Source organism: Gordonia iterans (assembly GCF_002993285.1).
GTDB lineage: Bacteria > Actinomycetota > Actinomycetes > Mycobacteriales > Mycobacteriaceae > Gordonia > Gordonia iterans.
Window position 1 is genome coordinate 2,426,830 of record NZ_CP027433.1, and the last position, 19,907, is coordinate 2,446,736.

The window sequence follows — 19,907 nt, forward strand, 5'->3', positions numbered from 1 at the left end:
ACTTTCGTGACCGACAAGGAACGAGACCTGTCGTGGACGTATTCATCGGACAACTCTTCACCGGCCTGAGTCTGGGATCCATCCTGCTCCTGGCCGCCCTCGGCCTGGCACTGACATTCGGCCAGATGGGCGTCATCAACATGGCGCACGGATCCTTCATCATGGCCGGCTCGTACACCGCCTACACGGTGCAGCACTACCTGATCGCCGACACCGGAGTCGCCTTCATCGCTTCGCTCTTCATCGGCTTCGGAGTCGGCGGCCCGATCGGCGTCCTGTTGGAGGTGACCCTGATCCAGCGCATGTACCACCGGCCGCTGGACACCCTGCTGGTGACCTTCGGCGTCGGGCTGATCCTCCAGCAGGTGGCCCGCGACATCTTCGGCGCACCCGCCGTCCGTGTGGTGACACCCGACTGGCTCAGCGGCGGCATCGAGCTCTTCGGCGCCGTGGTCCCCAAGACCCGCATCTTCATCATGATCCTGGCGATCGTGTGCGTCGTCGCACTCGCGGCGATGATGAAGTACACCGCGATGGGACGACGGACCCGCGCCGTCGTGCAGCACCGCGATCTCGCCGAGACGAGCGGAATCTCCAGTCGCCGAACCGATCTGACGACGTTCTTCATCGGCTCGGGATTGGCCGGGGTCGCCGGTGTCGCCCTCACCCTGATCGGCTCCACCAGCTCGAACACGGGGACGTCGTACCTGATCGACGCCTTCCTCGTGGTGGTGATCGGCGGACTCGGCCACATCAAGGGCACGGTCATCGCGGCGGTCGCCCTCGGCCTGCTCAACTCCTTCATCGAGTACAGCACCACGGCCTCGGTCGCGAAGGTGATCGTCTTCGTGCTCATCATCGTCTTCCTGCAGGTCCGCCCGCAGGGACTCTTCACGGTCCAATCGAGGAGCCTGGTATGAGGAACTACTTCGCTGACAACTGGAAGGTCTGGGGCGGTTTCGCTCTCGCCGCGGTGCTTCTCTTCGCGGTGGCGCCCGCCGTCCTGTCCGACTTCCGCCTGAACCTGCTCGCCAAGTTCCTGTGCTTCGGCATGGTCGCGGTCGGCATCGGCCTCGCCTGGGGCCGCGGCGGCATGCTCACCCTGGGCCAGGGCGTGTTCTTCGGTCTCGGGGCGTACATCATGGCGATGCACCTCAAGATCGCCGACGCCACCTATCGCGGCGACGACGTCCCCGACTTCATGCAGATCGCCGGGATCCAGGAACTGCCGGCGTACTGGAAGCCGTTCGCGTCGCCCGTCGTGACCATCCTCGGAATCCTGGTGATCCCGACCCTGCTCGCGGTGCTGCTGGGCCTCGGCGTGTTCAAGCGCAAGGTCAAGGGGGCGTACTTCGCGATCCTCTCGCAGGCGCTCGCCGCCGCCTTCGCCATCCTGCTGATCGGCCAGCAGTCGACTGGAGGCAGCAACGGTCTCAACCGATTCCGCGGCTTCTTCGGCCTCGCGCTGAACGACCCGGTGAACCGCCGCCTGCTGTTCTTCATCGCCGCGGCGACCCTGTTGATCCTCGTCGCGATCGTCCGGCAACTGATGTACAGCCGCTACGGGGAGCTCCTCGTCGCCGTGCGCGACCAGGAGGAGCGCGTCCGCTTCCTCGGCTACGATCCGGCCAACGTCAAGGTGGCCGCCTTCGCCGTCGCCGCGCTGTTCGCCTCGATCGCGGGCGCGTTGTTCGTGCCGATCGTCGGCATCATCTCCCCCGCCGACGTCGGGATCATCCCGTCGATCGCCTTCCTGATCGGCGTCGCGATCGGCGGCCGGTCCACCCTGCTCGGTCCCGTCGTCGGCGCGGTCGCCGTCGCGTGGGCGCAGACCAGCCTCTCGGAGAGCTTCCCGTCCGGCTGGACCTACGCCCAGGGCCTGCTGTTCATCATCGTCGTCGGGTTCTTCCCCGCCGGTTTCGCCGGGATCTACGCCGCGCTCAAAGCGCGCCGCCGCAGGCACGCCGGCGAGCCCGGTGAGCCACCGAAGACCGACGCCGACGACGACGCCGTACCCACCAGCCCCACGCCGATTGGAGCGACCTCATGACCAAGCGCACGGATCTGGCCTCCATGGTCGACGACGCCATGCATCAGCCCCGACCGGGCGGAAACGCCGGCATGTCGAGCGACTACCTCCAGGTGCGCGGACTGTCGGTCTCGTTCGGCGGCTTCAAGGCGGTCTCCGACGTCGATCTGACCCTGCTGCAGGGTGATCTCCGGTTCCTCATCGGTCCGAACGGGGCGGGCAAGACGACGATCATCGACGCGATCACCGGACTGGTTCCGGCGAGCGGCTCCATCGAGAAGTCGGGGGTGGAGCTGGTCGGCAAGAAGGTTCATCAGATCGCGCGGCTCGGCGTCGGCCGGACGTTCCAGACGGCGAGCGTGTTCGAGGAGCTGAGCGTCCTGCAGAATCTCGACATCGCATGCGGCGCGGGACGATCCGTCCGCACGATGCTCAGGCGGCGCCCGAAGGAGGTGCCCGAGGCCATCGAGGAAGCACTGGAGACCATCGGCCTGCAGGATCTCCGGGGCAAGCCCGCGGGCGTACTCGCGCACGGCCAGAAACAGTGGCTGGAGATCGGCATGCTGCTGGTGCAGAACGCCTCGGTGCTGCTGCTCGACGAGCCGGTCGCCGGGATGAGCGGCGAGGAGCGCGAGGAGACCGGAGATCTGCTGCGCCGGATCGGCGGCGAGCGGACGGTGGTCGTCGTCGAGCACGACATGGAGTTCATGCGGGCCTTCGCGACCTCGGTCACGGTGCTGGCCCGGGGCAAGGTTCTCGCCGAAGGCACCGTCGCCGAAGTGCAGGCCGACCCGAAGGTCCAGGAGGTGTACCTCGGAACCGCGAAGGCGGTCCCCGACGCAGCCGCCCCGACCGCGGCAGAGAAGGAGAGCTGATCATGCTCGAACTGAACGACGTCCGAGCCGGTTACGGCCGGACCGAGGTGATTCACGGCGTGGATCTGACGGTGCCGAGCGACGGCGTCGTGGCGATCATGGGGCACAACGGGGCGGGCAAGACCACGCTGCTGCGCGCGGCGATCGGGCTGTTGAAGACCACGGGCGGCACCGTCAGATTCGACGGTGAGGACCTCACCGGCACCCGCCCGAGCAAGCGGGTGGCCAAGGGCATCGCCTACGTTCCGCAGGGCCAGCAGAGTTTTCCGCAGCTCACCACGGCGGAGAACCTCCAGGTGGTGGCGGACGGACGCAAACGCGGCAAGGAACTGATCGCGGAGATGCTCGACCTCTTCCCCGCGCTCACCGAATTGCTCGACCGTCCGGCCGGACTGCTCTCAGGCGGCCAGCGGCAGCAGCTCGCGATCGCCCGCGCCCTCATCACGGAGCCGAAGATGCTGATCCTGGACGAACCGACGGAGGGCATTCAGCCGTCGGTGGTGGCCGAGATCGAGAGCACCATCACCGAGCTGACCGGGCGCGGCGGTCTCGGCGTGCTCCTGGTGGAGCAGCACATCGGCTTCGCTCTGGAGGCGGCCGAGCGCTACTACATCCTGGAGAGCGGCCGGGTCACCTCCACCGGTGCCGGCGGCGCCGCCGCCGAGTCGATCGTCCGCGCTGCGATGGCGATCTGACGCCGCCGGTATCCGCTACGACGCTCTCGGGACGATCACCATCGGCACCTGCAGGACGCGGAGCATCTTCGCCGCGGTGGAGCCCAGGAACAGGCGCCGCTGCACCGCCAGTCTGCTGGAGCCGACCATGATGAGGTCGCCGTCGTGCCAGTCGAGCTTGTTCACCGCGTCTTCGACGGTCGGCCCGGACACGATGGTCCAGCTCACATCGGTGTTCGCGGAGAGGCGGTCGCGCGCGGAGTCGAACGAAGCCTGTGCGTGCGCGGTCGCCTCCGCGATCACCTGATCGTCGGGTGCGGTGCCGGTCGAGGCGTGGTCGAGCGCGATCAGTGAGACCACCCGCAATGGGCACCCGGAGCGCTCCGCGGCCCGGATCGCGGTGTCGAACAGGTGCGGTGCTCCGGCCCGACGGCCCAGCGCGCAGGTGATCTCTCGGACCCGTTCGACTTTGGATCGCCGCAGACCGCGCGGCGAGAGAACCAGCGGGAGGGGCGAGGAGTGCACGAGCTCGTTCACGACGGACCCGAGGGTGTGACCGCCGACGAGACCTCCGCCGGAGCCGCCGACGACGATCGCCGCCGCCCCCACCCGTTCGGCTTCGGCGAGGATGCCCTCGGCGGCGGACTCGGAGACCGCGAGGTGCGTCTCGACGTCGACGTCGTCGGGCACGGAGTCCCGCGCTTCGGCGAGCCACCGGCCGGCCTGCTCGCTCAGCGCCTGGCCGACCTCGCCGGACGGCAGCGGCGCCTGCACGTCCGGCGGCAGCACCATGCCGATGTCCAGTGCGGCAGACAACGTGCGGGCCAGCCGGACGCCCATGGCGACCGCATCGGCGCCCCCGTCGGTGGCCAGGTAGGCGACGTAGATTCTCATGGCGGCTCCTCGTGGCGCCCAGCGGCGCATGGTCGGCGCTGAGCCTCGGTGTCTCAGTGACCCCGCTCTGGCGACGATCCGGGGCCGATGGACTCCATGATTCCGGTCGGCGGCGCTCGACGCACAGCTTCGCCGCAGAACTGCGGCGCAGAGCACTCGGCCTCGGCTCGTGCGTCGTCGGACACCAGGCGGCAGCCGGGACACCGGTGTCCTAGGCTCAGCCATGTGAGTGCGCGCGCAGGAATCATCGTCACCGGAACCGAAGTGCTCAGCGGACAGATCCCCGATGAGAACGGTCCGTGGGTCGCCTCCCGGCTGCTCGAGTCGGGCGTCGCGGTCGACCACCTGACGATCTGCGGCGACCGGCCCGCCGATCTGCTCGCCCAGCTGGACTTCCTGACCGATCAGCGGGTCGATCTGATCGTCACCACCGGCGGCCTGGGCCCGACCGCCGACGACCTCACGGTGGCCACCGTCGCCGACTTCTGCGATCGGCCCCTGCACGTGGATCCCGTTCTGACGCAGGAGATCACCGGCATCATCCGCCGTTGGCGGAGGTACGCCGACGGCGATCCGCTGCCCGATGCTTTGACCGCGGCGATCAGCAAACAGGCCGCGGTGCCCGAGGGTGCGGAGCCGATCTCGCCGACCGGCACCGCACCCGGAATGGCGATCCCCGCGACCGACGGCCGGCCGGCCGTCCTGATCCTCCCCGGACCGCCGCGCGAACTGCGCGCGATGTGGCCGCAGGCACTCGACACGGCCGCCGTCACCGCCGCCCTGGCAGACCGCGACGATGTGGAGCACCGGACCGTCCGCGCGTACGGCCTGACCGAGGCCGAGCTCGCGGTGACCCTGCGGCGCGCGGAGGCCGAGCTGCCCGGGTTCGGCGAGTTGGAGATCACCACGTGCATGCGCGGCGGCGAGGTGGTGATCGACACCCGGTTCCCGCGCAGCGCCGGCCCCGCGTACCGGGCACTGGAGACACTTCTGCGGCAAGAGCACGAGCCGCAGCTGTTCGCCCTGGACGGCAGCACCCTCGACGACGCGCTCGCTGCGGTGCTCACCGGTCGCACGATCGCCACCGCGGAGTCGTGCACAGGCGGCTTGGTCGCCGCGCGCCTGACCGACCGGGCGGGGTCGTCGTCGTACGTGCTCGGCGGAATCGTGTCGTATGCGAACGAGGTCAAGAGCGGTGCGCTCGGCGTCCCGGAGACGCTGATCGCCGAACTCGGCGCGGTCAGCGAGCCGGTGGCCGCCGCGATGGCCGACGGCGCCCGTCACGTGACCGGGGCAGACGTAGCCGTATCGACCAGTGGCATCGCCGGACCCGGCGGCGCGGTCCCCGGCAAGCCGGTCGGCACCGTGTGCTTCGGTCTCGCGATCGCCGGCCGGCCCACCCGGACCGTCACCCGGATGTTCCCCGGCGACCGCGCGACGGTGCGGACGCTGGCCACGACCTTCGCGCTCCACCTGGTGCTGGACGCGCTCCGCTGACGGCGGCTACCGGGGCACGGCGCCGTAGCACATCAGCAGTCGCAGCAGCGGTGGCAACAGATCCTCGTCCTCGTCCCGGACTGTCTCACCGCCGAGGCCCACCGAGAAGAAGCCGAGGTCACTGAGTGTGGAGTCGTCCCACACGTCGCACCACGGGAAGCCCGGGCTGACCTGTGTGGAGAGTTCGTGCACGGTGACCAGGTTCGGCTCGTCGGCGTCGACGTCGAAGGTCTCGCCGTCGAAGTACGACGACCACCACAGTGCGCCCAGCACCGGTGCGGTGCCCTGTGCCGAGCCGGGCAGCAGCGCCTGCGCGATCGGTTTGTCGAACAGGAGCAGTCCCGTCGGGCCGGCCCCGACGAGGTGCCCGGTCGAGACGGGCCGGCTTCCGGCGGCGAGGTAGCCGTCCACCTGGTCCGTGCTCAGCCACACCGGTTCGGAGGATTCGACCGCATCTTCGGCGGCCTCGACCACCACCCGCATCGTCGAGACCCCCGCACTGGGTATACCGTCCGCCACGGTCAGCCGTCGCAGAGTCAGGCGATAAGCGGCCAGCAGTTCGGCGCGGATCGACTCCGCCTGGTCCGGGCCCCACGGCCGGCCGATCCGGGATCGGCGGCGGCCCGGCGTGTCTTGTACCTCATGATCAGTTCCCCCGTTGTGGTTCATGCCCTGACCGTAGGTGTGGACCGGCGCAGAGCTCCACCGCGCCGTCCACAGCCCGACCGCTCACCGATCCGTCCTGTGGACGATTCCGAATCCGCTGCGCGCCAACGCCGCTGGGCCTATTCTGCGGCGGGCATGGAATCGGCGCGCGCCCGCACCGCGGATCAGCGTACGATCCGGATCAGGAAGCCCGTACGGCTCCGGGCTTCTGTATTCAGCCCACCGAGCCGTGCGCTAGGAGGCGCTAGACATGTCTGAGCACGTCCCCTACACCACCACCGACTCCGGCGCACCCGCCGGCAGCGACGAGCACTCGCTCACCGTCGGCCCGAACGGCCCGATCGTCCTGCACGACCATTATCTGATCGAGCAGATGGCGCAGTTCAACCGCGAGCGGATTCCCGAGCGGCAGCCGCATGCCAAGGGCGGCGGCGCCTTCGGCACCTTCGAGACCACGCACGACGTCTCCGCCTACACCTGTGCATCCCTGTTTCAGCCCGGGGTCAAGACGGAGATGCTGGCGCGGTTCTCCACGGTCGCCGGTGAGCGCGGCAGCCCCGACACCTGGCGCGATCCGCGCGGCTTCGCCCTGAAGTTCTACACCGACGAGGGCGTCTACGACATGGTCGGCAACAACACGCCGATCTTCTTCCTCCGCGATCCGCTCAAGTTCCAGCACTTCATCCGGTCCCAGAAGCGCCGGGCCGACAGCAACCTGCGCGACCACGACATGCAATGGGACTTCTGGACCCTCTCGCCCGAGAGCGCCCACCAGGTCACCTGGCTGATGGGCGACCGCGGAATCCCGCGTACCTGGCGGAACATGAACGGGTACAGCTCGCACACCTACCTGTGGGTCAACGCCGACGGCGTCAAGCACTGGGTCAAGTACCACTTCATCACCGACCAGGGCATCGAATTCTTCACCCAGGACGAAGCCGACCGCATGGCCGGCGAGGAGTCGGACTACCACACCAAGGATCTGTTCCAGGCCGTCGAGCGCGGGGACCACCCGAGTTGGACGCTGAAGGTGCAGCTGATGCCGTACGACGACGCCGCCGGCTATCGCTTCAATCCGTTCGACCTGACCAAGGTGTGGCCGCACGGGGACTACCCGCTGCACGAGGTCGGCACGATGACGCTGCACACCAATCCGACCGACTACCACTCGCAGATCGAGCAGGCCGCGTTCGCACCCAGCCACGTGGTCCCCGGTATCGGCTTCAGTCCGGACAAGATGCTGCTGGGCCGGGTGTTCTCGTATCCGGACGCCCATCGCGCCCGGCTCGGCGCCAACTTCATGCAGATCCCGGTGAACAGGCCGCGCACTCCGGTGCACAGCTACTCTAAGGACGGCGCCATGCGGATCGATCTGGCGAGCGACCCCGTCTACGCGCCGAATTCCAAGGGCGGCCCGGCCGCGACCTACCCCGGGCAGGCCGAGCCGCAGTGGGCAGCCGACGGCGAGATCGTCCGCAGCGCCTACACGCTGCATCCCGAGGACGACGACTGGGGCCAGGCCGGCACCCTGGTCCGCGACGTGCTCGACGACGATGCCCGCGAACGGTTGGTCTCGAACGCCGCGGGCCATCTGCTCGACGGTGTCTCCGAGCCGGTGCTCGAGCGTGCCTTCGCCTACTGGCGCAACGTGGACCCCGACCTGGGCGCCCGGATCGAGGCCGCCGTCAAAGCCGGCTGACCGCGGCGCGCCGGCCCGGCATCCGCGGCGCGGACCGCCGGGTCAGAGCGCTCCGGTGAGAAACTGTGCTTCGCCGAGTCCGAAGGACCAGTCCTCCGGCTCGTTGGCCACGACAGAGACGATCAGGTCGGTCGGAGCCAGACCGGTCTCCTGCTGCAGCCGTCGGGCGACCTCGCGGTAGAAGTCCTGTTTGCGCTCGGTGGTCCTGCCCTGTTGAACCAGGCGCAGGACCACCAGGTCGTCGGTCCGCTCAAAGCCCAGGCCGGTGTCTTCGGCGATGATCAGTCCGCGGCGGTGCTCGGTGATGATCTGGTATCGATCACCGGCCGGCGCGTCGAAGTGCTCGAGCACCACCTGGTGCACGGTGTCGGCGAGGGCGCGCAGCGCCTCGTCGTCCCGGCGGCCTTCGACGACGTGAATCATGACCAGCGGCATGGCGGTGGGTTCCTTTCCATCGGGCACCCCTAGCTTGTCACCTTAATGTCCGTATGTCCAGACATGAAGCCGTGTGCGGAACCAGCCACGGCACCAGCCGGACCAGCAGCACCATCGTGACGAGCTCGACGAGCGTCTGAAGCACCACTACCGCGGCAGCCGTCGCCGCGAGCGCAGCGGGCAGCGCCAGCGCCAGCGGCAGCACCACGAGCGCGTTCCGGGTGACCCCGGAGAAGAGCACCGCACGTCGTTCCGGCGTCCCCAGCCCGAGCGCGCGTCCGACGGCGATACCCAACGGGACCATCACCGCGGCGAACGCCGCGTACACCCCGGCCACTGCGCCGAACCGGCTCAGTCGACCGTCGAGCTGCGGCACCTGCGACGCCGCGACGACGAAGAGCACCAGCATCATCAGCGGCACCATCGTCGTCGTCGCTCCGTCGGAGAACCGCCGTCCGGGCCTCGCCCTTCTGGACCACCACTGCACCGCCCAGGCCAGCAGCAGAGGAACGACGATCAGCGCCGCGAAGGCCTCCACGAACGGCCGGACGTCAACCGCCTCGGCGAGTTCCGGCCCGAGGAATGCCCACAGATAGAACGGCAACAACGCCATCTGCAGGATCAGGAGCACCGGGGTCGCCGCCAGCAGCTTCCGGCCGTCGCCGCCGGCGAGTCCGCTGAACACGATGACGTAATCGACGCACGGACACAGCAGCACCAACAGCACCCCGACCTGGACCGCGCGATCGGGCGGCAGCAACGGAAACAACAGGGCGACGACCAGCGGAACCACCACGAAGTTCACCAGCACGACCGCTCCGAGGAAGCGGCCGTTCCGGAGTGCACTGGCAAGCTCGGCGACCGGGACCTGGAGAAAGGTGACGAAGAGGAGCAGCCCGAGCAGCGGAGTGATCAACCAGCTCAGAGTTGAGAACACGTGCGGCGCAATCACTCCCGCAACCACTGCTGCGGCGATTGCGCAGAGGTAGCACGCCACTTGGTGCCGCTCGGCGGCTGCGACGAGCCGCTGAGGTCTCGGCTCCGGTCCCGTCACCCGAACCACGGTAGTCCACGAGTCTCCCGAATCGGTCGCCCCACCGCACGGCCGCAGCGCGACCTGTGCCGTGCCGAACGGCCGGACCGCGTCAACGCACTGTGATCGTCGTCGCCGCGTGCCAGAATTCCTGGCATGTGCTTCAGTGCGACAGCGAGTTTCGTAGGCGCCGGCGTGATCGGAGCGGCCGGCGTGGCCACCCTCGCCCTGGTGCGGGACAAACACCAATTGCCTTTCGCCGCACTGCCCTTGCTGTTCGCCATCCACCAAGCGCTGGAAGGATGGACCTGGCTCGAGCTCGACGGCGCCGCCGACGCGCACCTCACCGGCCCCGGCGTGCACATGTGGGTGCTCTTCGCCTGGGCGATACTGCCGATCTACGTGCCCTGGGCGGTCTGGCTGATGGAGAAGGACCCCCGGCGCCGCACCTGGCTGAACGTCCCCATGGTGGTCGGCGGGCTGCTGGCGGTCTTCATGCTCTATCTTTCGGTGCAACCCGAGATCGGTGTGCAGGTGATCGCCCGCAACCTGGCCTACGAACTCGGCGTGCCGTTCAGCGGGGCGTGGCTCGCGGTTCCGTATGTGTTCGCCACGTGCTTCGCGCCGATGATGAGCTCCTATCGCTGGGTCATCGCCCTCGGCGTCGGCAACCTGATCGCGATGACGATCGCCGCCGTCATCAAAGCCGCGGACTATTCGTCGATCTGGTGCACCCTGGCGGCGTTCCTGAGCCTGATCGTCTTCGGCCACTACCTCTCCCAGTACACCGGCCGATTCGTCGGCCGCCCGGTCGGCTCCGGCAGTCCGGCCGCACAGCCGGGTTGATCTCCGCTGCCCGGTTCCCGGGCATGGTCGAGGGGCTCAGCCGACGTACGCGGTCAGATGCTCGCCGGTCACCGTCGACCGTGCGGCGACCAGATCGCGCGGAGTGCCCTCGAACACCACGCGCCCGCCGTCCTGTCCGGCGCCCGGTCCCAGGTCGATGATCCAGTCGGCGTGCGCCATGACCGCTTGGTGATGCTCGATGACGATCACCGACTTGCCCGCGTCGACCAGCCGGTCGAGCATGCCGAGCAACTGGTCGACGTCGGCCAGGTGCAGACCGGTGGTCGGCTCGTCCAGGACGTAGACCTCGGCCTTGTCGGCCATCGCGCTCGCGAGCTTCAACCGCTGCCGCTCGCCGCCGGACAGTGTGGTGAGGGGTTGGCCGAGGGTCAGATAGCCCAGGCCGACGTCGGCGAGCCGCCCGAGGATCTTGGCCGCCGCGGGGGTACGTGCGGGACCCTCGGCGAAATGCTCACCCGCCTCGTCGACCGACATGCTCAGCACCTCGCTGATGTCCTTGCCGCCCAGGCGGTACTCCAGCACGTCGGCCGAGAAGCGCTTGCCGCCGCAATCCTCGCACGGCGTGGCGACCCCTGCCATCGTCACCAGATCCGTGTAGATCACCCCGTTCCCCTTGCACGACGGGCACGCGCCCGCCGAATTGGCGCTGAACAACGCGGGTTTGACGCCATTCTCCTTGGCGAATGCCTTGCGCACCGGGTCCAGCAGCCCGGTGTACGTGGCGGGGTTGCTGCGCCGTGAACCGCGGATGGCGCCCTGGTCGATGGCCACCACCTCGTCGCGCCCCGCGATCGATCCGTGGATCAGCGAGCTCTTGCCCGACCCGGCCACCCCGGTCACCGCCACCAGCACCCCGAGCGGCACGTCGACGTCGACGTTCTGCAGGTTGTTCGACGATGCGCCCCGGACTTCGAGCACGCCGGACGGCGCGCGCACCTGCTCCTTGAGGACGGCCCGGTCGTGCAGGTGCCGGCCGGTGAGGGTGTCGGCCCGCTCCAGGCCGGCGACGTCGCCCTCGTAGCAGATCTCGCCGCCGTGGCTGCCGGCCCGCGGCCCGAGGTCCACGACGTGGTCGGCGATGGCGATCACCTCGGGCTTGTGCTCCACCACCAGCACCGTGTTCCCCTTGTCCCGGAGGCGGAGCAGCAGGTCGTTCATCCGCGAGATGTCGTGCGGGTGCAGGCCGACCGTCGGCTCGTCGAACACATAGGTGATGTCGGTCAACGACGACCCCAAGTGTCGGATCATCTTGGTGCGCTGTGCTTCTCCGCCGGAGAGACTGCCGGTCGGGCGCTCCAGCGAGAGATATCCGAGACCGATCTCGACGAACGAGTCGATGGTGCCGCGGAGGTTCTCCAGCAGCGGCGCGACCGACGGATCGTCGACGGTGCGCAGCCATTGCGCGACGTCGGTGATCTGCATCCGGCACACGTCGGCGATGCTCACCCCGTCGATGGTCGCGGTCCGGGCCGGTTCGGCGAGCCGGGTCCCGTCGCACTCGGGACAAGCCGTCTGGGTCACGGCCCGCTCCAGGAACGCCCGGATGTGCGGCTGCACCGAATCGACGTCTTTGCTCAGCATCGACTTCTGGATGCGCGGCACCAGCCCCTCGTAGGTGATGTTGATGCCGTCGACCTTGACCTTGGTGGGCTCCCGATACAGCAGATCGCGGAGTTCCTCGTCGGTGAAGTCCTTGATCGGCTTGTCCGGATCGAAGAAGCCGGAGCTGACGAAGGTCCTCAGGTACCATCCGTCGGCGGTGTAGCCGGGGACGGTCACCGCCCCCTCGCGCAGCGACTTGTCCTCGTCGTAGAGCTGGTGCAGGTCCATGTCCGCGACTGTGCCCATCCCCTCGCACCGTGGGCACATGCCCCCGAGGGTGCTGAAGGACTTCTCGGTCTTCTTGCCGTCGCCGACGTCGGCCACCGCCACCCCGGCACCCTCCACCGAGGGCACGTTGAACGAGAAGGCGTTCGACGGGCCGATGTGCGGGGTGGAGAGCCGGCTGAACAGGATCCGCAGCATCGCGTTCGCATCGGTGACGGTGCCGACCGTCGACCGCGGATTCCCGCCGATCCGCTCCTGGTCGACGATGATCGCGGTGGTGAGGCCGTCGAGCAGATCGACGTCCGGCCTGCCGAGCGAGGGCATGAAGCCCTGGACGAAGGCGCTGTAGGTCTCGTTGATCAGCCGCTGGCTCTCCGCGGCCACCGTGCCGAAGACCAGGGAGCTCTTACCCGAACCGGACAGTCCGGTGAACACGGTCAGGCGCCGCTTGGGCAGATCGACGTCGACGTTCTTCAGGTTGTTCACCCGGGCTCCGCGCACGCGGATCAGGTCGTGTGAGTCGGCCGGAAGCGGCGCGGCGGAAGCGGTGGAGGCAGCGGTGGGCATGCCGAACATTGTGACCCATACCGGCCGCGGATGCCGCCGGGGGATACTGGCACGGTGAGAGAACTACGCGCCGATGCACGGCTGGAGCGGATCCGCATCCGCGTCGTCGCCGCCGCCGTCCGGATGAGCGAGACGTTGCCGTTCGCGATCCTGGTGAACCTGGGCCGGGCCAACATCACCGACCGGGCGATGACCCTCGCCGGTCAGGCGTTCACGTCGATTCTGCCGGTGATGATCCTGATCACCAGTCTCTCGACCAACGGACCGATCGATCGCGCGATGACGCGGATCGGTACCCAGTGGTTGCAGTTGGAGCCGGCCTCACCGATCGGCTCGACCCCCGGCGCCGCGTCGTTCGGCGTCGTCGGCGCGTTCATGACGATCGTCGGCGCGACGTCGTTCTCCCGCGCACTGGACCGGATGTACGCCGAGGTCTGGGGCACGCCCAAACTCGGTGTGGCCGGCTGGTGGCGCTGGCCGCTGGTGATCGCCGCCTTCGTCCTCGGCATCACCGCGGAGGTTTTCGGCATCCGCGGCAGCGCCATCGGGCAATCGATGGTCGCGGCCACCCTGGTCAGCTGCGTGCTCTGGGCACTGGTCTGGGCGTACGTCACCCGCTTGCTCACGGCGGGCCGGGTCCGCCGCGACGACGTGCTCCTCACCGGCGCAGCGGCGGGCGTCGTCGTGGCAGTGTTCTTCCTGTCCACCGAACTCGCTTTCGGGCCGATCCTGCACGGCGCCGAGGTCCGGTTCGGCACGCTCGGCGTGGTCTTCTCGGTGATCAGCTGGCTGTTCGTCTACGCCTGGCTGGTGGTCGCCGCGGTAGTCGTCGCCCGCACCGTGCGCACCCGCAGCACGCCGGGCGCCCACCACCCCGGCACCGACCACCCCAATGCCCACGACCACGACGCCGAGGCGCCGGTCCAGGTCACCGCCGGGTCCGGAACAGCGTCTCCTTGATCGCTTCGTCGATCTCGCCCTTGCTCTGCGGATCGATGTTCGCCGACAGGCCGATGGCGAGGCTGCGCGGCTGCGTGTCGGCGATCACCATGGTGAACTCGTCGGCGTCGATCGGACCGCGCGAGACCGGGACGCGCCCGCGGAACAGCACCAGCTCGGTGGGGCTGTTGTCCAGCGTGGACTTGCGCCGGGTCTCGATCACCGGCGTCCGGACGTTGGTGTTGGCGAACCCGGGCATCTGCGCCAGGCACTCGAGGAACTTGGCGCCGACGGCCTCCAGGTCGCCGGTGAACGTGCCGGGCAGGGTGCCGACGAGCAGCTGGGCCTGCCAGTTCTGCCCGGGCGGACGCGAGACGACGATGCCGTCGGAGAGCACCAGGAACGGAAGCTGACTCCCCCGGTCGGGATTCCAGCCCGCAGGCAGCGCCGACTGCGGGATGCGGATCGGCCCGACCTCCAGGTTCGGCGACGACGTGCGGAACGTCGGGCTGCCCGGAGCGCACGACGTGGGCACCCCGGCGACCACGTTGGCGTTCGGCGTCGAACTCGTCGTCGTCGACGACGTGGTGGCGCTGCTGCTCTTCGAACTGGACGCGGCGACGGTCGAGGGGTCGTCGTCGCCACCGAGAACGAACACGAGCACCAGTGCGATCACCACGATCAGCACGCCCACACCGATCAGCGCGCCGTACACGGCCTTCTTGTTGCCGCCCGGTTTCCCACCGCTCTGCACCGGAGGCATCCCGGGGCCGCCCGGGTAGCCGCCCATGGCGCCGTAGGGCTGCTGCTGGTAGCCGCCCGGATAGCCGGCCCCCGGCGGGACCGCGCCGTACGGCGTCTGCTGGGGAGGGAAGGATCCGCTGCCCGGCCCGGCGTACGGTGCGCCGGCCGGGGTGGTGCCGGACTGTGCGGGAGCACCGTAGACGTTGGTCGGCGGCACCGGTCCCCCCGGCGGGACGGCGCCGGGTGTCGTCGCTCCCGGCACGGTGGCTCCCGGCACGGTGGCCCCGGGGACCGTGGTCCCCGGGCTGCTGCCCGAGCCGCCCTGTCCGGTCGTCGGGTACGCCGAGGTCGGCTGATTCGCCTTCGCCGCTGCGGCCGCGGCCGCCGCCGCGTCCGCCTCGCTCTTGACGGCAGCGGCTTCCTCCGCGCCGACCAGCGCCGTGGCCAGTGCACCCGCGAACTCCCCGCACGAGGTGTACCGCTGCGCCGCCGGCTGCCGGACCCGGCTGAGGACGGCGTCCACGTCGGCCGGCAGTTCGGGGCGCAGGGTGGTGACCCGGGCGCCGATCGAGGTGCCGCCGGTCAGCAGGAAGGCCGCCAGTTCGCCCAGTTCGGCTTGGTCGGCGCGATCCTCCGGCTTCGGTATCCGCCCGCTCCGCGGCGGAACTCCCAGCCCCGAGACCAGATAGGACCGGGTCCCGCCCTGGTCGTCGACCAGGATCTGCGCCGGGGTCAGCTCGCCCACCGGCACTCCACCCGCGCGAGCGGCGTCGAGAGCGGCGGCGACGGCGGTGACCGCGGCGGCGGCCTCGCGCGGCGCGAGCGGTCCCGACTGGCGTACTACGGCGTCGGCACTCGGCGCCGGGACATAGCCGGACAGCAGCCACAAGCGGCCGTTCTCCTCGCCGTGCGCCCGCACCGGGACGATCCCCGGATGATCGAGCCCGGCGGCGGCGGTCGCGGTCTGAGTGAAGGCCTGCCGATAGGCGGGGTCCTTGCCTCGCGACTCCGGGATCAGCAGCAGGATGTCCTCCTGGGCGGCTTGCGCGGCCTTCACCAGGTAGATCTCTCCGGACTCGTTGACGTTGAGGGTTCCGACGACGCGCAGACCCGCGAAAGTTTGTCCCGTACGAAGCATGGCGTCAGCCTAACGGCTCCCCGCCGCCCCCGCGCCGGGCAGTGCGGCACAGTGCGCTGATTCGGCCCCTGCGCACCGCTCTCCCGCCCTACTCTGGTCCTCCACGGGGTGAGTTGAAAGGTGCCATGCAGACGATCAACACCGCCACGGGGCCCATCGCCGCCGTGGAATTGGGTGCAGTCCTGACCCACGAGCACGTGTTCGTGCTGAACGAAGACTACCGGCTCAACTTTCTGCCGGACTGGAACGAGGACGAGCAGGTCGACCGCGCGGTCGCCCGGCTCAGCGAGCTCGCCGCCCTCGGGATCGACAGTCTGGTCGACGTCTCCGTACCGGGCATGGGCCGCAACGTCGGGCGGGTGCGGCGCGTGGCCGAACAGGTGGATCTCAACGTGCTGGTATCCACCGGCTTCTTCACCTACAACGACTTGCCGCTGCAGTTCCATTACACCGGACCCGGCCTCGGGTACGACTCCCCCGAACCGCTGGCCGAGGCGTTCATCCGTGACCTGACCGAGGGGATCCCGAACTCGGGAGGGATCAAGGCCGCCGTCCTCGTCTGCGTGATCGAGGCTGAGGGCCTGACTCCCGGGGTGGAACGCATCATGCGCGCGACCGGCCAAGCCGCCGCCGCCACCGGCGCCCCCGTCGTGGTGCACACCAACCCGCACACGCGGTCGGGTCTGGTCGCGCAGCGCATTCTGGGCGAAGAGGGCGTCGATCCGGGCCGCCTGCTGATCGCGCATTCGGGCGATACCGGCGACCTCGACTATCTCCAGCACCTGGCCGACGCCGGTTCGACGCTTGGACTCGATCGCTTCGGCGTCGAACTGCTGCTGCCGCACGAGACGCGGATGGCGACGCTGCTGGCGCTTCTGGAGGCCGGGTACGCCGACCGGATCGCGCTCTCTCAGAGCGCCTTCTGCTACTCGGACTGGTTCGACCCCGTGAAGCGGGCACAGGTGACGCCGAACTGGAATTACCGGCAGATCAGTGAGCGGGTGATTCCGGAACTGCGGGCACACGGCGTCGGCGACGACGTCATCGACACCATGCTGGTCGCTGTCCCGAAGCGGTTGCTGACCTGGGACACGCGGACCGCCGATGCGGGACTTCCGGCCCCGATTTCCGTGAATTCTGGACCAAGTCCAGAAAACTAGGGCACACTGGTGTCATGTCCAGCACCGCACCCGGCACCCAGCGGGAACGCCCCGAGCACGAGCTCACCGCGGCGATCCGTGGTGTCGGGCTGCGGGTGACCCGACCGCGCCTGGCGGTGCTGGCCGCGGTGGAGCGTCACCCGCATGCGGTGACCGACACCGTGCTCGCCTCCGTGCGGGCCGATCTGCCCGAGGTCTCCAGGCAGGCCGTGTACGACGTGCTGCGCGCCCTCACCGAAACCGGTCTCCTCCGGCGGATCCAGCCGACCGGCCACGCGGCGCGCTACGAGACCCGGATCGGCGACAACCACCACCACGTGATCTGCCGGGACTGCGGTGCCGTGCGAGACGTCGACTGCGCCGTAGGTCAGGCCCCGTGTCTGGAAGCGGCGCAGACGCACGGCTTCGCCATCGACGAGGCCGAAGTGCTCTATTGGGGCCGTTGTCCCGACTGCGCGGCACGACCGGCCCGCGACGCCGCGCTTCCCGACGACTGACCCACGCCGACCGGAACCCACCGACCCACACAGCCCACCCCAGCAATCAGCCGGACCACCGGCGGATCGAAAGGAAAACCCAAGTGTCCGACGAACAGCCCCTCGCCGAAGTAGACGACTCGAGCGCCACCGGCTGCCCCATGCACGATGCGATCAAGCCGCCCGCCGAGGGCGGCGGCAATCGCGACTGGTGGCCCAATCAGCTGAATCTGAAGCTCCTCGCGGAGAATCCGGCCGAAGGCGATCCCTACCCGGACTTCGATTACGGCGCCGCCTTCGAGACCGTCGATCTCGACGAGCTCAAGGCCGACCTCAAGGCGGTGATGTACGACTCCAAGCCGTGGTGGCCCGCCGACTACGGCAACTACGGTCCCCTGTTCATCCGGATGTCGTGGCACGCCGCCGGCACCTACCGCATCAGCGACGGCCGCGGCGGCGCCGGGCACGGGATGCAGCGGTTCGCCCCGCTCAACAGCTGGCCCGACAACGCCGGCCTGGACAAGGCCCGCCGCCTGCTGTGGCCGATCAAGCAGAAGCACGGCGCCAACCTCTCCTGGGCGGACCTGCTCGTGTTCGCGGGCACGTACGCCATGGAGGAGATGGGGATGACCATGTTCGGTTTCGCGGGCGGCCGCACCGACAAATGGGAGCCCGAGGAGATCTGGTGGGGACCCGAGACCGAGTGGCTCGGCGACAACCGCTACACCGGAGACCGCGACCTGGAGAACCCCCTCGCCGCGGTCCAGATGGGCCTGATCTACGTCAATCCCGAAGGCCCCAACGGCGAGCCGGACCCGCTCAAGGCGGCCAAGGACATCCGGGAGACCTTCGGGCGCATGGCGATGAACGACGAGGAGACCGTCGCCCTCATCGCCGGCGGCCACACGTTCGGCAAGACGCACGGCAACGGCGACGCCGCCGTGCTGGGACCCGAGCCGGAGGCCGCACCGCTGGAGCAGGTGGGCCTGGGCTGGAAGAACCCGACCCGCACCGGGGTCGGCGTCGACGCGGTGAGCTCGGGCCTGGAAGGCGCCTGGAACAGCACCCCGACCACCTGGGACAACAACTTCTTCTGGACGCTGTTCGGGTACGAGTGGGAGCTCACGAAGAGCCCGGCCGGCGCGCAGCAGTGGCGGCCGAAGGACAACGCCGGCGCGACCAGTGTTCCGGACCCCGCTGATCCGGAGAAGAAGCACCAGCCGATGATGCTGACCACCGACCTGGCGCTGCGCTTCGATCCGGTCTACGAGAAGATCTCCCGGCGCTTCTTGGAGAAGCCCAAGGAGTTCGAGGAGGCCTACGCCCGCGCCTGGTTCAAGCTGACCCACCGCGACATGGGTCCGGTCTCGCGCTACCGCGGCGCCCTGGTCCCCGAGGAGACTCTGATCTGGCAGGACCCGGTGCCGCCGGTCGACCACGCGCTGGTCGACGAGGGCGACATCGCGGATCTGAAAAAGGAGATCCTCAAGTCGGGACTGACCGTCTCTCAGCTGATCAAGACGGCCTGGGCCGCGGCGGCGTCGTTCCGCGGCAGCGACAAGCGCGGCGGCGCCAACGGCGGACGGCTGCGGCTGGAACCGCAGCGCAGCTGGGCGGTCAACGAGCCGACAGAACTGGCCCAGGTGATCCCCGTCCTGGAGGACATCGTCGAGTCGTACAACAATCCGAAGGGCCGGCTCGCGCACCTGCGCCGCGGTGACAAGAAGATCTCGTTCGCCGACGTCGTCGTGCTCGGCGGCGCGGCCGCGGTGGAGCAGGCGGCACGCAACGCCGGCTTCGACATCACGGTGCCGTTCACCCCGGGGCGCACGGATGCCGCCCAGGAGGACACCGACATCGAGTCCTTCCACGCGATGGAACCGCGGTGGGACGGCTTCCGGAACTACGTCGCCGACGGCGTTCAGGTGCCGGCCGAGGCGCTGCTGATCGACCGCGCACAGCTGCTCACGTTGACCGCGCCCGAGATGACCGCACTCATCGGCGGTCTGCGGGTGCTCGGCGCCAACCACGGGGGCTCGCAGCAGGGCGTGCTGACCGATCTGCAGGACACCCTGTCGACGGACTTCTTCACCAACGTCCTCGACATGGACGTCCAGTGGTCGCCGGCCCCGGACGGCGGCTACACCGGCGTCGACCGCGAGACCGGCGAACCCAAGTGGACCGCCAGCCGGGTCGACCTGGTGTTCGCGTCCAACGCGCAGCTGCGCGCGCTCGCCGAGGTGTACGGCGCCGATGACGCCCGCGGCAAGTTCGTGGACGATTTCGTCGCCGCGTGGAGCAAGGTGATGGACGCCGACCGGTTCGATCTGCGACGCTGACGACGCCGCGCACGGCGCCCCGGGTCTCGCGGCCCGGGGCGCCGTGTG

At 69.2% G+C, this 19,907-nt stretch carries 17 protein-coding genes; 11 read left to right on the forward strand and 6 right to left on the reverse strand.

Translation table 11 applies throughout. The features are described from left to right. Positions 1-32: 32 nt before the first annotated feature. The 4 genes from urtB to urtE are packed head-to-tail and all read left to right on the forward strand — an operon-like array spanning position 33 to position 3,599. Positions 33-920 carry an urea ABC transporter permease subunit UrtB gene (gene urtB / locus C6V83_RS11145; RefSeq protein ID WP_105942453.1) on the forward strand — a complete coding sequence of 296 codons (888 nt, stop codon included), beginning with the start codon at positions 33-35 and terminating at the stop codon, positions 918-920. Beyond that, positions 917-2,050 carry an urea ABC transporter permease subunit UrtC gene (gene urtC, locus C6V83_RS11150; RefSeq protein ID WP_105942454.1) on the forward strand — a complete coding sequence of 378 codons (1,134 nt, stop codon included), beginning with the start codon at positions 917-919 and terminating at the stop codon, positions 2,048-2,050. Before urtB ends, urtC begins: the two co-directional genes overlap by 4 nt. Continuing rightward, positions 2,047-2,904, forward strand: a complete 858-nt coding sequence (gene urtD, locus C6V83_RS11155) for an urea ABC transporter ATP-binding protein UrtD (protein WP_234353692.1) — start codon at positions 2,047-2,049, stop codon at positions 2,902-2,904. The genes urtC and urtD overlap by 4 nt, the downstream gene beginning before the upstream one ends. Positions 2,905-2,906: 2 nt before the next feature. Beyond that, a complete protein-coding gene (gene urtE / locus C6V83_RS11160; protein ID WP_105942455.1) occupies positions 2,907-3,599 on the forward strand; it encodes an urea ABC transporter ATP-binding subunit UrtE in 693 nt (230 codons plus the stop codon). Positions 3,600-3,614: 15 nt separating this feature from the next. Here the strand turns inward: urtE and C6V83_RS11165 are convergent, their stop codons facing one another. Then, on the reverse strand, positions 3,615-4,472 hold the full coding sequence (locus C6V83_RS11165) for a universal stress protein (protein WP_105942456.1): 858 nt from the start codon (positions 4,470-4,472) through the stop codon (positions 3,615-3,617). A gap of 225 nt (positions 4,473-4,697) precedes the next feature. On the opposite strand from C6V83_RS11165, the gene C6V83_RS11170 reads away from it, so the two are divergent. Next, on the forward strand, positions 4,698-5,969 hold the full coding sequence (locus tag C6V83_RS11170) for a competence/damage-inducible protein A (RefSeq protein WP_105942457.1): 1,272 nt from the start codon (positions 4,698-4,700) through the stop codon (positions 5,967-5,969). Positions 5,970-5,975: 6 nt separating this feature from the next. Here the strand turns inward: C6V83_RS11170 and C6V83_RS11175 are convergent, their stop codons facing one another. Continuing rightward, positions 5,976-6,638 carry a hypothetical protein gene (locus C6V83_RS11175; RefSeq protein ID WP_105942458.1) on the reverse strand — a complete coding sequence of 221 codons (663 nt, stop codon included), beginning with the start codon at positions 6,636-6,638 and terminating at the stop codon, positions 5,976-5,978. 247 nt (positions 6,639-6,885) lie between these two features. Here C6V83_RS11175 and C6V83_RS11180 point away from each other — a divergent pair, with 247 nt between their 5' ends. Beyond that, positions 6,886-8,334, forward strand: a complete 1,449-nt coding sequence (locus C6V83_RS11180; RefSeq protein WP_105942459.1) for a catalase — start codon at positions 6,886-6,888, stop codon at positions 8,332-8,334. 42 nt (positions 8,335-8,376) lie between these two features. On the opposite strand, the gene C6V83_RS11185 is transcribed toward C6V83_RS11180, so the two are convergent. Together C6V83_RS11185 and C6V83_RS11190 are read right to left on the reverse strand one after the other, a co-directional pair. Next, the gene (locus C6V83_RS11185; RefSeq protein ID WP_105942460.1) at positions 8,377-8,769 is read right to left on the reverse strand and encodes a tautomerase family protein; all 393 of its coding nucleotides are present in this window, start codon (positions 8,767-8,769) and stop codon (positions 8,377-8,379) included. A gap of 37 nt (positions 8,770-8,806) precedes the next feature. Continuing rightward, complete coding sequence (locus C6V83_RS11190) at positions 8,807-9,832, reverse strand: bile acid:sodium symporter (RefSeq protein WP_325027314.1); 1,026 nt, start codon at positions 9,830-9,832, stop codon at positions 8,807-8,809. A gap of 126 nt (positions 9,833-9,958) precedes the next feature. On the opposite strand from C6V83_RS11190, the gene C6V83_RS11195 reads away from it, so the two are divergent. Next, complete coding sequence (locus C6V83_RS11195) at positions 9,959-10,648, forward strand: DUF6629 family protein (protein ID WP_105942462.1); 690 nt, start codon at positions 9,959-9,961, stop codon at positions 10,646-10,648. Positions 10,649-10,684: 36 nt separating this feature from the next. Here C6V83_RS11195 and C6V83_RS11200 read toward each other — a convergent pair whose 3' ends face one another. Further along, the gene (locus tag C6V83_RS11200) at positions 10,685-13,063 is read right to left on the reverse strand and encodes an ATP-binding cassette domain-containing protein (RefSeq protein WP_105943880.1); all 2,379 of its coding nucleotides are present in this window, start codon (positions 13,061-13,063) and stop codon (positions 10,685-10,687) included. A 54-nt stretch (positions 13,064-13,117) separates the two neighbouring features. Between C6V83_RS11200 and C6V83_RS11205 the strand changes: the two genes are divergently transcribed. Next, positions 13,118-14,023, forward strand: coding sequence for a hypothetical protein (locus C6V83_RS11205; protein ID WP_105942463.1), 906 nt, complete (start codon positions 13,118-13,120; stop codon positions 14,021-14,023). Here C6V83_RS11205 and C6V83_RS18350 read toward each other — a convergent pair. Continuing rightward, positions 13,992-15,884 carry a serine/threonine-protein kinase gene (locus tag C6V83_RS18350; RefSeq protein ID WP_159067503.1) on the reverse strand — a complete coding sequence of 631 codons (1,893 nt, stop codon included), beginning with the start codon at positions 15,882-15,884 and terminating at the stop codon, positions 13,992-13,994. The two genes, C6V83_RS11205 and C6V83_RS18350, sit on opposite strands and share 32 nt — an antisense overlap. Before the next feature lie 125 nt (positions 15,885-16,009). Between C6V83_RS18350 and C6V83_RS11225 the strand changes: the two genes are divergently transcribed. The 3 genes from C6V83_RS11225 (at position 16,010) to katG (ending at position 19,859) form a co-directional block, all read left to right on the forward strand. Beyond that, the gene (locus tag C6V83_RS11225) at positions 16,010-17,044 is read left to right on the forward strand and encodes a phosphotriesterase family protein (protein ID WP_105942466.1); all 1,035 of its coding nucleotides are present in this window, start codon (positions 16,010-16,012) and stop codon (positions 17,042-17,044) included. Between the two features lie 14 nt (positions 17,045-17,058). After that, positions 17,059-17,541 carry a Fur family transcriptional regulator gene (locus tag C6V83_RS11230; RefSeq protein ID WP_105942467.1) on the forward strand — a complete coding sequence of 161 codons (483 nt, stop codon included), beginning with the start codon at positions 17,059-17,061 and terminating at the stop codon, positions 17,539-17,541. A gap of 83 nt (positions 17,542-17,624) precedes the next feature. Continuing rightward, entirely contained in the window at positions 17,625-19,859 is a 2,235-nt protein-coding gene (katG, locus tag C6V83_RS11235; RefSeq protein WP_199832497.1) for a catalase/peroxidase HPI, read from the forward strand. Positions 19,860-19,907 lie beyond the last annotated feature (48 nt).